The following is a 12294-nucleotide window of genomic DNA, read 5'->3' as shown; positions in this document are numbered from 1 at the left end:
TTTCCTATAAAAACGTTTTCAAAATAATTTTTCTATTGAAATTTAAACGTATGTTTCATATGCTGAGAATGGCGGTTTAAAAACTGTGATTTAAGAGAGGTAGATTCCTACATGTAAAAAGAATCGGGGTGATAGTATGTTAAATATATATTTAACAGACCGAAACGGAAAACTACAAGAGATTGAGGAAATGCAAAAGGGGTGCTGGATTAATGTACTTCATCCAACAGAAGAAGAAATTCAATATCTAGTACAAACTTTAAATGTAGACTTAGATTTCATTAAAGACCCTTTGGATGATGAAGAACGCTCTCGTATTGAAAAGGAAGACAATAATACTTTAATTATCGTGGATATTCCGACAGTTAGACATGACGAAGAAGGAAATTCGATTTATGACACGATTCCAATAGGTATGATTGTGATGCCGGATTGTTTTGTTACAATCTGCTTAGAAGAGAATCCAATTTTTGAACGTTTTATTAATCAACGTATTAAAGAATTTTATACGTTTAAAAAGACGCGCTTTGCACTTCAGCTCTTATATACGATTTCTACTTATTATTTAAGATACTTAAAGCAAATAAATCGAAAAACAATTGATTTAGAGCATCAATTAAATCAGTCAATGAAAAATAAAGAGATTTTCACATTATTAGGCCTTGAGAAAAGTTTAGTATACTTTACAACGTCATTAAAGGCTAATAAAATTGTAATTCAAAAGTTAATGCGTAATAGTACATTTTTAAAAATGTATGAAGATGATCAAGATTTATTAGAAGATGTATTAATTGAAAATAAACAGGCTATTGAAATGGCGGAAATATATAGTCACATTTTAAGTGGAATGATGAATACTTTTAGCTCCGTTATATCAAATAATTTAAATAGTGTTATGAAACTGTTAACGTCAATTACGATCATTTTATCTTTACCGACGATGGTTTCTAGTTTCTTTGGAATGAACGTAAAGGTTCCGTTTGAAGGGGAAGCCCACGGTTTTGTAATTGTACTCATCATATGTGTAACACTATCTTTCACGTTAGCTTTTGTTTTTTGGAAGAAACGTTACTTTTAACGATAAGAAAGCTGCTCTAGCATAGTTATATAACTACGCTAGAGCAGCTTTTTTGCTATGAAATCTCAAATTTTGAATAGAATATAACTTGTACAATGTAATGTATATAAAGGGTATGTATGCCATATAAACCTTGTCCAATTAATGAAATGGGGTTAAAATTACATATTGTTAATGAAAAGTTGGAGGAAATACATCATGGAATTGTTTCAATTACCGAAAGCATTCCTGCAAATGAATACAATTTTTATCTCCATATTGATCGAAGCACTTCCGTTTGTGCTAATTGGTGTATTTATTTCAGGATTCATTCAAATGTTCGTGACAGAAGATATGGTGGCTAAATGGATGCCGAAGAACCGATTTCTGTCTGTTTTATTAGCTACTTTTTTAGGCATGTTGTTTCCAGGTTGTGAATGTGGAATTGTTCCGATTGTAAGACGATTAATCGGAAAAGGCGTTCCACCATACGCAGGGATTGCATTTATGTTAACTGGTCCAATTATTAATCCAGTTGTTTTATTTGCAACATACGTTGCCTTTGGGAGTAGTATGCACATGGTATGGTATCGTTCTATTGTAGCGATTATCGTAGCCATTATCGTTGGAATTATATTATCCTTTATGTTTAAAGAACATCAATTAAGAGATGATCACTTCCCAGAAGTGAATAATAAGCGTCCACTGCGTAAAAAAATGTGGGATGTATGTACACACGCTGTTGAGGAATTCTTCTCAATGGGAAAATATTTAGTACTAGGTGCGTTAATTGCAGCAGCGGTACAAACGTTTGTACAAACTTCAACACTTCTTGCTATTGGACAAGGTCCGTTTTCTTCATCAGCTGTTATGATGGGACTTGCTTATATATTATCACTTTGTTCAGAGGCAGATGCATTTATCGCTTCTTCGTTCCAAAGTACGTTTTCAACAGCTTCACTTGTCGCGTTCCTCGTTTACGGACCGATGGTGGATATTAAAAATATGTTTATGATGCTTGCGACATTTAAAACTAAATTTGTAATTGTTGTTATAGTTACAGTTACTCTTGTTGTTTATGCAAGCTCACTACTCATTTATGCGATGGGGTGGTAGGTTATGTTTCGAGCATATATATTATTAGGTTTTACAATATTAATTGCGCAGCTTCATATTTCCGGTAACATTACGAAGTATATCAATATGAAGTATGCCTATTTATCAACAACAGCAGCAATTATTTTAGGTTTCTTAACGATTGTACAAATTATCGTCGTTTTCCAAAAAGAGCACCAAAAGGAAAAAGAGAAAAATGATTGCAGTTGTGACCATAGCCATTGCGGACATGATCATTCAAAAGATGAGAATACATGGTGGAAAAAAGCATTTTCGTACTCCTTGTTTTGTTTTCCAATTATCTCAGGCTTATTTTTCCCGATTGCAACGTTAGATTCAGATATTGTTAAGGCGAAAGGATTTCATTTTCCTGTTGCACAAGCAGAAAGTAAGGATCCATTTATGACAAGACAATTTCTAAGACCTGATACGAGCATTTATTACGGGAAAGAAGGATACCGCGGTGTAATGGAAAAAGGGAAGAAAGAGTTTGTTACGAAAGACAATATTAATTTGAAAGATGAAGACTTCCTAAAGGGTATGGAAACAATTTATAATTATCCTGGCGAGTTTACTGGGAAAAAATTATCTTTTAAAGGGTTTGTTTTTAGAGATGATTCTTCTAAAAAAGAACAATATTTCTTATTCCGTTTCGGTATTATACACTGTGTAGCGGATTCTGGTGTATATGGTATGTTAGTGAAAAAACCAGAAGGCGTAGAGTGGAATAATGATGACTGGATTCAAGTAGAAGGAGAGATAACTACTGAGTTTTATCAGCCGTTTCATGCGAATATTCCTGTATTAGAAGTAACAAAATGGAATAAAGTTGAACAGCCGAAAGAACAATATGTATTTAGAGGAGCCGATTGATAAAATCGGTTCTTTTTTGTGGACTAAAGGTTCTGAATGTTGCTAATATTAAACGTGTAGTTCATTTAGTATAGGGATTATTGAAATATTAGGGATAGATCATTAAAGGGGTGATAACAATGACAGAAGTAAAGGGGAAAACAGCCAATGAGTCAAGGGTGTTCAAAACGAGCCGGGTATTCCCAACAGATTTAAATGATCATAACACGCTATTTGGTGGGAAGATATTAGCGGAGATGGATATGGTTGCTTCTATTTCAGCATCCAGACATTCGAGAAAGGAATGTGTCACAGCATCTATGGACTGGGTTGATTTCTTACATCCTGTTCGTTCTTCAGATTGTGTTAGTTATGAATCTTTCGTAATTTGGACGGGAAGAACTTCGATGGAAGTGTTTGTGAAGGTAGTGGCTGAAGATTTAATTTCAGGTGAGAAGCGTATAGCGGCAACGTCATTCGTTACTTTTGTTGCACTTAGTAAGGAAAATAATCCAGTTCCAGTACCGCGTGTTATCCCTGAAACAGAAGAAGAGAAAGAATTACATCGTATTGCAGTGTTACGTGCAGAGCAGCGTCATATACGTAAGGCAGAGAGTAAGAAAGTAGCCACATTGTTAACCTTTTGAGATAAATGTTTAGCCATTTAAGTTACAATAGCAGGCGGAAATGGTTTTAAAATGAAAAGCGGACACCTAAAAATAGGTGTCCGCTTTTATAGTTTTTTCATCCACATATCATATGACAGTAGCTACTTAGCAGAAGCAAGCAGCACCGACGATGATTAAGAGGATAAATAATACGACTAATAGCGCAAATCCATTACCATGTGCGAAGCCCATTGTTATTTCCTCCTTTTATTTTAAGATACAACATACAATATGCAAATGAGCTATTGTTTGATATGGACATATATCATGCAATGACATATTTTCTTGAATGATAATGTAATAAAAAAGGGAAGATATAGAAATAACAGTAAGTGGAGAAAGGAATTTATCCATGAAGCACTTTTTCGCTATAATCCTTTGTTTAATAGGTGTATTCATTTGGATGAACATCGATGTGGAAATGGGGAAGGAAATGGCTAGTGAATATGAATTAGGACAAGTTCGATTAGGTGAATTTCAACTATATACGAACGGTGAAGAGTTATATAGAAAATTATTTGAGGATATAAACGAAGCAGAAAAGTATATATATATCCATTTTTATATTGTAGGAAAAGATGAAATAAGCGAAGAGTTTTTACAGTTATTAGAGAAAAAAGCATCTAGTGGAGTAGAAGTGAAATTGTCAGTCGATCGGATAGGTGGATATAAGCTGAAGAAAAAGGTAATTAGCCGATTAAAGGAAAACGGTGTGAAGTTTACATTTAGTAAAAAACCGAAACTGAAAAATGTTTTCTATTCTTTGCATCAACGAAATCATAGACGTATTGTTACGATAGATGGAAAGGTATCATACGTCGGTGGTTTTAATATCGGAAAGGAGTACCTTGGACAAGATCCGAAGTTTGGGCCATGGCGTGATTATCACGTGCGCATCCATGGTGAGGGTGCAGCGGATATGGAAAGAAAGTTCGCCGAAGATTGGAAAGAAGATACAGGAGAAAAAATGCCTATACATGAAAGTATACCGACATTAGGGAATGTAAAATATCAATATTTATTTTCAAATGGAAAAGGCTTATGGGAAAAGTATGGGGCACTTTTAAAAAAGGCTAAAAAGTCTTTAATTATCGCTACACCATATTTTGTACCAAGTAAAGAAATGGTGAAAGAGTTAAAAGCTGCATTAAATCGTGGTATTAATGTGAAAATTCTCGTGCCATTTAAAAGTGATGCCATATTGTTAAAACAAGCTGCCTATCCATATTTGAAAGATATGTTACATGCTGGAGCGGAGATTTATCAATATCGAAATGGATTTTTTCATGGGAAAGTAACAATCATTGATGGAGAAATTGTTGATATTGGGACAGCGAATTTTGATAATAGAAGTTTTTATGTAAATTGTGAGTCTAACTGTATCATATATGATAAAACAGTTGTTGATGAAGTATGGAGTCGATTAAAGGTAGACTTTCATAAATCAAAACGATTTTCTGAAGAAGATTTTGAGAAAATTAGTAGATGGGATTGGTTTTTAGCAAGAATAGCAAATGTTTTAGCATCATATTTATAACATATAGACCCTAGAGAAGGGAGGCACTTTCATGGATTGTATGAAAGAGTTAATGAGATATAGTTATATGCTAATATACAAGGTTGGAGAGTATGCTGGAAAGGTCAGAGACGAAGAATTAAAAAATCTATTACAGCACCATTTACCATATATGTTACAAGCATATAATGAACAAGTAAATTTTCAAGAAGGAGAGAATGTGCAACATATAACCTGTGAAACAACGGAGTTTGGTTTGCATGAAATGGAAAAGGAAACAGTTAGTAAATATACAGGGGATATTCATATTGCAACATGTTATATTGCGCACTTAAAACGATTAGCTCTAAAGTTTGCTCAAGTTGCAGTGGAAGTTGCTAATCCGGAGTTCCGCTCATTTTTGGAAAATTGTTTCCTGAAAATGAACCGTTACGCTTATAGTGTGTGGCAATATGTTATGAAGAAGGAATATAAGATTACACATCTATATGAAAATGAAAAGTTTGCATGAGAAACTAAGGCGGAATGGTATGCGCCTTAGTTTTTTTATGTCCATTTAGAGAAAAAATTAGTTTTATTGTGTATCGATTGGAAATGAAATATGTAAATTTAAATTAGTTTTTGTTATCAGAAGATTTACAAAAATTTACCGTATATTTACTGTTTTTCAATCTCTCCTTTAAAAATAGAGAGTAATATGAGGTTGTACATATTCTATCACAGGGAGGAAACGCAAATGAACAAATGGGTTAAATCATTAACTGCTATGGCACTTGCAAGTTCTTTATTAATGGTAGGTTGTAGTAAAGGTGAAGACAAGAAGAAAGAAGACGACACAACAACACAACAAGAGGATAAAAAGGATAAAGAAACAAGCGGAACCGAGAAGTCTACTGATTCTAAAGAGAAAAAATAAAGTAATAATAAAGCTTCCTCTCATATATGAGGAAGCTTTTTTGTTGTAAATTGATTGATATTATTGAAAAATAGAAAGAGAATGAAAGAGGGGGAAAACAAATGAAAGTATGTATATTGGGAGCAACAGGACGAGTAGGTTCAAACATAATTAATTTAGCATTAAAGGATTCAGCTGAAGTGACTGCATTAGCGCGTGATTTTAATAGAATAGAAATACAACATGAAAGGTTACGAGTGATAGAAGGTAATGTATTGAACGAAAATGATATAAAAAAAGCGATAGAAGGAAGCGATATAGTAATTAGTGCACTTGGAACGGATCAAAATGGAACATTAGCGAAGAGTATGCCGCAAATTATTAAGCAAATGGAAGAAGAAGGGGTTCATAAGATCATAACAATAGGAACGGCTGGTATTTTACAAGCAAGAACGGATCTAAATTTATATCGTTTTCAATCAACGGAATCAAAAAGGAAAACGACAACAGCAGCAGAAGATCATTTGGCTGCATATAAGGTACTAAGTAATAGTAATAATTTATGTTGGACAGTTGTTTGTCCGACACATTTAATAGACGGTGAGGCGACAGAGGTATATCGAACTGAAAAAGATATATTGCCAGAGGGTGGATCAAAAATTACAGTGGGTGATACAGCACACTTTGCATGGGATCTATGTAAGAAAAATATATATGAAAATAGTCGAGTAGGTATTGCATATTAAAAAACCATCCCGAAGTCGGGATGGTTAAAAGATGATATAACACAAGAAGATGATAATCATAATGATTTGGAGAATTGCTTTCGCTACTGTACTGCTTAAAAAACCAACTACAGTAGCGACTCCAACTAGAAAGGCATCTTTTGGCGCTTTTTTATGCACTAGTTCTGTTATAAATACTGATAAAAACGGTATGATAATAAGTCCGAATGGTGGGAAGAAGAACGATCCGACAATGATAGAAATCATTCCGACACGTTCGCCCCATTTAGAACTACCGTATTTTTTTAAGAAATATCCATTTGCAATAAAATCAGCAACGAAAATGAAAAGAGTGAAAATGACTTGAATAATCCAAAAAGAAGTTGTTAATTCTCCTCCATTTATACCGAAATGGTAAATTAAATATCCAGCCCAGACAGCAAATATGCCAGGGATAATGGGATAAATAAAGGCGAGAAATGAAACAAGGAAACAGGCAATGATACAAATTGTTAATAAAACAGTCACTTTATAGCTCCTTTTTAATATCTAGTTTATGTACAGCAACTTTTTTGACTTGATGTCCATCAAGTTCTAATACTTTAAATTGAAAACCAGCATATTCAATGGAATAACCAGCTTCAATATTTAAGTCAACTGCTTGAGAGAGAAGCCATCCTCCAATTGTATCTAAATCACTATCATCAATATGTAGGCCAAACATATCATTTACTTCAGAAATGAGCACCTTTCCATCTAAAACAGTAAGCTTAGGTGTACGCTTTTCAATCATAGGTGATTCATCCGCATCGAATTCATCTTGAATTTCTCCAATGATTTCTTCAAGAATATCTTCCATCGTTAAAAGTCCGGCAGTGCCACCATATTCATCCATAACGATTGCCATCTGAACGCGATTTTTTTGAAGATGGACTAACGTTTTACGAATTGGAACTGTTTCAAATACTGTTAGAACAGGATGTATATAAGATTCAAGTGGTTTATAAATACCTTTCGTTTGATCATGGAATACTTCTTTCGTATTAATCATCCCGATGATATCATCTTTATCTTTTTCAATGATTGGATAGCGTGTATATTTTTCAGTTGCGACGATATCCATATTTTCTTCTAACGTATTTTCAGTAGATAAGCAAATCATTTCGGTACGAGGAACCATTATTTCTTTCGCAACTCGATCATCAAATTCAAAAATGTTATTTACATATTTATATTCGGTTTGGTTTATTTCACCGCTTTTAAAACTTTCACCTAAAATGAGTCGCAATTCCTCTTCAGAATGAGCAAGTTCATTTTCTTTGGCAGGTTCTAATCCGAGTAGTTTTGTGAAAAATATAGCTGTACTATTGAGTAACCAAATAAATGGATACATAATTTTATCAAATAAAATAAGAGGTCTTGCAAATTTGAGTGTGATTGCTTCTGCTTTTTGAATTGCGAAAGACTTTGGAACTAACTCACCTAATACAACGTGGAAAAATGTAATAACACTAAAAGCAATAACAAAAGATAAAGTGTTAGCCATTGTCCCAGTAATATTAATTTTTTCAAAGAGCGGTCGTAGTATATGTTCCACAGTCGGTTCACCAAGCCAACCAAGCCCTAAAGAAGTGATCGTAATCCCGAGCTGACAAGCTGATAAATAAACATCTAAATTAGATAGGACGCTTCTTGCAGCTAAAGCTTGTTTATTACCTTCATTTGCAAGTTGGTCAATTCGACTTTTTCGTACTTTTACAACAGCGAATTCTGATGCAACGAAAAAGCCAGAAATAAGAATAAGTACAAAGATGAGAAAAATATTTAATATGTCCAAGTGTGTTCTCCATTCCAAGGTTTGGAATAAAGATGTCACCTCCTGCAATTATGTTATACTTTTATAATAAATCCAAATGAAAAGAATAGTCAAAGGAAAAGGGCAAATATTGGTATGTTTCTGTAATAGTTTTTGAATTTGCTGTTATTTTGTCCGCTATACAAAAGGAATAACCCCCTACTTTTAGATTATAGAGGGTTATTTCAATTAAGGTTTTGGAACACTTCTCGTTAAAGTGTATGACTGTTGCTTGGAGTAGTTTGTGGTCCATAGTGTTTGAAGGAAAGAAAGTATGCTATATGGGATATAGAGTAGTAATAAGCCGATTGTAACAATTATGGGTGAATTTCCGCCAAATTGAACGATAAATTGTAACAGTCCACTTGCATGAAAAACGCATTCCATAAAAACGAATGAAAGAATGATGGAACCTAAAATTGATTTATGGTTCGAAGTAAGCGCCAAAAACAATGTATCCACAAGAAAAGAATCATGTTTTATTTCATATTCATTTGTGTTTTTCAAGAAAGGAATCCATTTTTTTACTGCTTGCATAACGATAATCATGGAAGTACTACATACGATGATAAAAGATGAGTAGTAAGGAAGGTTTATAAATTGTGCGACGTATAGAAGTAGTAATAAGACTGAACATTGTAATACTACAGTGCAAAAAGAGTAAGGTATCCAATTCAATACAGTAGTAAACTTTTTAAACGAGTTAGGTACTTTGAAAAATAAATGGCCGATACCCAAACTTATGAAAAATCCGATCGCAAGGGTAAAAGTAAAACGAACAATCGATATAAAATATATTTCCCATATGTAAGGGAATAATGGTGTTGAATGATTAGAAGTATGTATCATTTGATTTGCTGAGAAAAAGATAGATTCATGCATCCAATCAACCTTTGGAATTGATATAGAAGAAAGCTGTGCGAAGTTTTGAAAAATGCTAATAAATCCATTTTGATAAGAGTAATTGTGTGTAATAAAAAGAGCTGGAATAGGACTTATGGCAAAAATAACAATAACACCAATTATAAATTTACATATATGTGAGCGTAATAAGGACATATAAACCACCTACTCTTTGAATATTCAGAAAATTCTTATTCTTATTCTTATTTTAGCCGTTTTTGGAGCAAGTTACAATATATTTTTCTTCATGTATGGGCATATGGATAATTTTAAATTGTATTTAGAAATCTATTTTATGTGTGGAATATAAAGCAGAAACTGGTATGTAACAGTACAAATACAAAAAGCGTGAACAGTTTTGCATTTTCACGCTTTTTGTGTGGAATGAAGAGAATGTAGGGAAATGTCGAAAGGATTAAATAGATTTTTAAAATTGGAAAGTGATACCATAAAATTAAACGATGTTTAAATCGTTGTTTAACTGATACATTCTAGAGGGGGAGATGAATTGGGGGGGAATGAAAACGTATCAACGAAAGAAAAGATTTTAAATACAACATTGGAATTAATTAAAAAAGAAGGTTTTGAAAAGGTAACGATAAGAAAAATTGCAGCATTGTCAGATGTAAATATAGCGCTAGTAAATTACCATTTTGGTTCAAAAGAAAAGTTAATTAGTGAGACGATTAGAGTTTTATTAATTAGCTTTCAAGGCACTTATTCTATTTTAGATAATATTACAGTGCCAGCAAAAGAAAGATTAAAAATATTTTTATTGGATTATGTACTAGTAATTCGGCAATATCCGGAGTTAGTTAGGAAGATTATTGCAATGGGAACTACGGTATTTACATCTCAATACGAATATGGGGATTTTTTGAAGAGGCTAGGTTTCAGTAAAGTGAAGAATATTTTGAGCGAGATAACAAATGAAACGGATCGGGAAATTTTAATGATGATGACGGTGCAAATATTTGGATCCATTTTTCTTCCCACATTAATGATGCCAATTCTCGAATCAGGGGCAGATATAAAAGTACCATCTGTAGAAAAACAGATTGATTTCCTATTTGAACGCTATTTTTATAAAAATTGAGATAGTGGGTGATAGAGGTGGCTAGTTTCTTTAGAAAGCATTGGTGTGATATAGGGTTAGTTGTCGCTATTATTGTCGTTGTTTCTTTAGTCGCGAATTTGGGAGAAATGAGTGAAATAAAAGTACTGTTAGGGTTAAGTTTTGTGGCCATTTTAGTGCATCAATTTGAAGAGTATCGTTGGCCAGGTTATTTTGCTGGTCTGTTTAATGTAGTTATATTTAAAAGTGATATACCAGACCGCTATCCATTAAATACGCAATCTGCTATGGTAATAAATATTTTGATTGCGTATGTTTTTTATTTACTCCCGGTTTTTTTTCAAAATATAATATGGCTTGGGTTGGCACCTATTTTAATGGGATTTTTTCAATTCATATGGCATGGTATTTTTGCGAATATAAAAGCTAAAACAATATATAATCCGGGATTAGGTGCGGTTGTATTACTACATGTTCCAATTGGTTATGTATATATGAGGTATATTCTTTTACACAATCTGGCTACAAATTTGGATTGGTTATTTGGGGTGATCTACTTTCTAATAGCTACCTATTTTTTAATTATAAAAGGAAATATGTTAATGAAAAGTAAGGAGACAAATTATTACTTTTCTAAAAAACAATTAGGTCCGTACAATGATACATTGAAGTGATTCAGAATTCAGAGGGAGGGTTTTGGATGCGGAAGAAAGTGCAAGTGAAGGATTCATGAATAAATTATGACAAGAAAATGAATAATTTTCAGAAAAATAAAATAAATTATTTATTTTTTTCTGAAAATATAATATAGTTATGGCACAGAAAGTATTTTAACATAAGGAGGCTTTTTATGAGGATTAAAGGGAATTACGTGCCAAAAAGGGAAGTTTTACTGTGCTCAAGTTCGATTACGATAGGGGAAGCGTTAGAGCATTTAAATAAAACGGGGTATCGTTGTGTACCAGTTTTAGATGAAAAAAAAGAGAAATTTTTAGGGAATATATATAAAGTAGATATTTTAGAATATAAAGGATCACTTGACGAGAGTGTAATGCAATTATTAAACGATAAAGAGGGATTTGTGAGAGAAGATTCTTCTTTCTTTAAAGTATTTTTTACAATAAAAAAATTGCCTTATTTATCAGTAGTTGACGAAAAAGGGGTTTTCCTTGGAATTTTAACGCATAAAAAAGTTTTTGAGTTATTAGAGGATGCATGGGGCGTTCACTCTAGTAAATACTCTGTCATGATTGGAACGCAAGACTATAATGGAGCAATCCAAAAGTTATCGACAGTTTTAAAGAAATACACTGGTATTCAAAGTTTGATGACTTTTGATAATGATGCCTTATTAGTTCGTAGAATTATGTTTACATTAGGAGAAGAGTTTAACGACGGTGAATTAGAGACATTATTGAAAGATTTAGAAGATCACGGATTTAGAGTTGTATATGTGGAAGAGATGAAAAATCCACGTGAAGTTGAAACGATAGAGTAACATACAAAAGCCATCTAATTATCTTGGATGGCTTTTGTTATGTTACGTGTGTAAAGTTATTTTAAAATAACGACAAGATAATAGGTGAGATTATAACAATATTTGTGTAAGAGAATAAAAAATGTAGATAATTT

Annotated in this window: 15 protein-coding genes; 11 read left to right on the top strand and 4 right to left on the bottom strand. The window is 32.9% G+C overall.

The window, feature by feature from the left end:
* Positions 1-136: 136 nt before the first annotated feature.
* The 4 genes from IBT51_RS00530 (at position 137) to IBT51_RS00515 (ending at position 3672) form a co-directional block, all read left to right on the top strand.
* Entirely contained in the window at positions 137-1078 is a 942-nt protein-coding gene (locus tag IBT51_RS00530; protein ID WP_000932389.1) for a magnesium transporter CorA family protein, read from the top strand.
* 198 nt (positions 1079-1276) lie between these two features.
* Positions 1277-2173, top strand: coding sequence for a permease (locus IBT51_RS00525; RefSeq protein ID WP_000418716.1), 897 nt, complete (start codon positions 1277-1279; stop codon positions 2171-2173).
* 3 nt (positions 2174-2176) lie between these two features.
* Positions 2177-3046 carry a TIGR03943 family putative permease subunit gene (locus tag IBT51_RS00520; protein WP_000488059.1) on the top strand — a complete coding sequence of 290 codons (870 nt, stop codon included), beginning with the start codon at positions 2177-2179 and terminating at the stop codon, positions 3044-3046.
* Between the two features lie 119 nt (positions 3047-3165).
* Positions 3166-3672 carry an acyl-CoA thioesterase gene (locus tag IBT51_RS00515; protein ID WP_000141164.1) on the top strand — a complete coding sequence of 169 codons (507 nt, stop codon included), beginning with the start codon at positions 3166-3168 and terminating at the stop codon, positions 3670-3672.
* 126 nt (positions 3673-3798) lie between these two features.
* On the opposite strand, the gene IBT51_RS00510 is transcribed toward IBT51_RS00515, so the two are convergent.
* On the bottom strand, positions 3799-3885 hold the full coding sequence (locus tag IBT51_RS00510) for a YjcZ family sporulation protein (protein ID WP_000505094.1): 87 nt from the start codon (positions 3883-3885) through the stop codon (positions 3799-3801).
* 160 nt (positions 3886-4045) lie between these two features.
* Here IBT51_RS00510 and cls point away from each other — a divergent pair, with 160 nt between their 5' ends.
* From cls to IBT51_RS00490, 4 genes are all read left to right on the top strand, one after another.
* Positions 4046-5230, top strand: coding sequence for a cardiolipin synthase (gene cls, locus IBT51_RS00505; protein ID WP_140155585.1), 1185 nt, complete (start codon positions 4046-4048; stop codon positions 5228-5230).
* 31 nt (positions 5231-5261) lie between these two features.
* Positions 5262-5720 (top strand): spore coat protein, encoded by a 459-nt coding sequence (locus IBT51_RS00500; RefSeq protein WP_000340543.1) that lies wholly within the window; start codon positions 5262-5264, stop codon positions 5718-5720.
* A 225-nt stretch (positions 5721-5945) separates the two neighbouring features.
* Entirely contained in the window at positions 5946-6125 is a 180-nt protein-coding gene (locus tag IBT51_RS00495; protein WP_001045960.1) for a hypothetical protein, read from the top strand.
* A 101-nt stretch (positions 6126-6226) separates the two neighbouring features.
* Positions 6227-6850: an NAD(P)-dependent oxidoreductase gene (locus IBT51_RS00490; protein ID WP_053564686.1), complete on the top strand. Its 624-nt coding sequence runs from the start codon at positions 6227-6229 to the stop codon at positions 6848-6850.
* 24 nt (positions 6851-6874) lie between these two features.
* On the opposite strand, the gene IBT51_RS00485 is transcribed toward IBT51_RS00490, so the two are convergent.
* The 3 genes from IBT51_RS00485 to IBT51_RS00475 form a co-directional block, all read right to left on the bottom strand.
* Complete coding sequence (locus IBT51_RS00485) at positions 6875-7357, bottom strand: DUF456 domain-containing protein (protein WP_088023990.1); 483 nt, start codon at positions 7355-7357, stop codon at positions 6875-6877.
* A 1-nt stretch (position 7358) separates the two neighbouring features.
* On the bottom strand, positions 7359-8666 hold the full coding sequence (locus IBT51_RS00480) for a hemolysin family protein (protein ID WP_023521750.1): 1308 nt from the start codon (positions 8664-8666) through the stop codon (positions 7359-7361).
* A gap of 207 nt (positions 8667-8873) precedes the next feature.
* On the bottom strand, positions 8874-9743 hold the full coding sequence (locus IBT51_RS00475) for a hypothetical protein (RefSeq protein WP_000055272.1): 870 nt from the start codon (positions 9741-9743) through the stop codon (positions 8874-8876).
* A gap of 352 nt (positions 9744-10095) precedes the next feature.
* Between IBT51_RS00475 and IBT51_RS00470 the strand changes: the two genes are divergently transcribed.
* The 3 genes from IBT51_RS00470 (at position 10096) to cbpA (ending at position 12160) form a co-directional block, all read left to right on the top strand.
* Positions 10096-10683 carry a TetR/AcrR family transcriptional regulator gene (locus IBT51_RS00470; protein ID WP_053564684.1) on the top strand — a complete coding sequence of 196 codons (588 nt, stop codon included), beginning with the start codon at positions 10096-10098 and terminating at the stop codon, positions 10681-10683.
* 8 nt (positions 10684-10691) lie between these two features.
* Positions 10692-11336: an HXXEE domain-containing protein gene (locus IBT51_RS00465; RefSeq protein ID WP_003270331.1), complete on the top strand. Its 645-nt coding sequence runs from the start codon at positions 10692-10694 to the stop codon at positions 11334-11336.
* Positions 11337-11512: 176 nt separating this feature from the next.
* Entirely contained in the window at positions 11513-12160 is a 648-nt protein-coding gene (gene cbpA, locus IBT51_RS00460; protein ID WP_001220528.1) for a cyclic di-AMP binding protein CbpA, read from the top strand.
* Positions 12161-12294 lie beyond the last annotated feature (134 nt).

It is taken from the genome of Bacillus sp. S71 (assembly GCF_016625265.1).
Classification (GTDB): Bacteria; Bacillota; Bacilli; order Bacillales; family Bacillaceae_G; genus Bacillus_A; species Bacillus_A cereus.
Note: the sequence above shows the minus strand (reverse complement) of the source record. Positions and strands in the feature narration are given on the sequence as shown.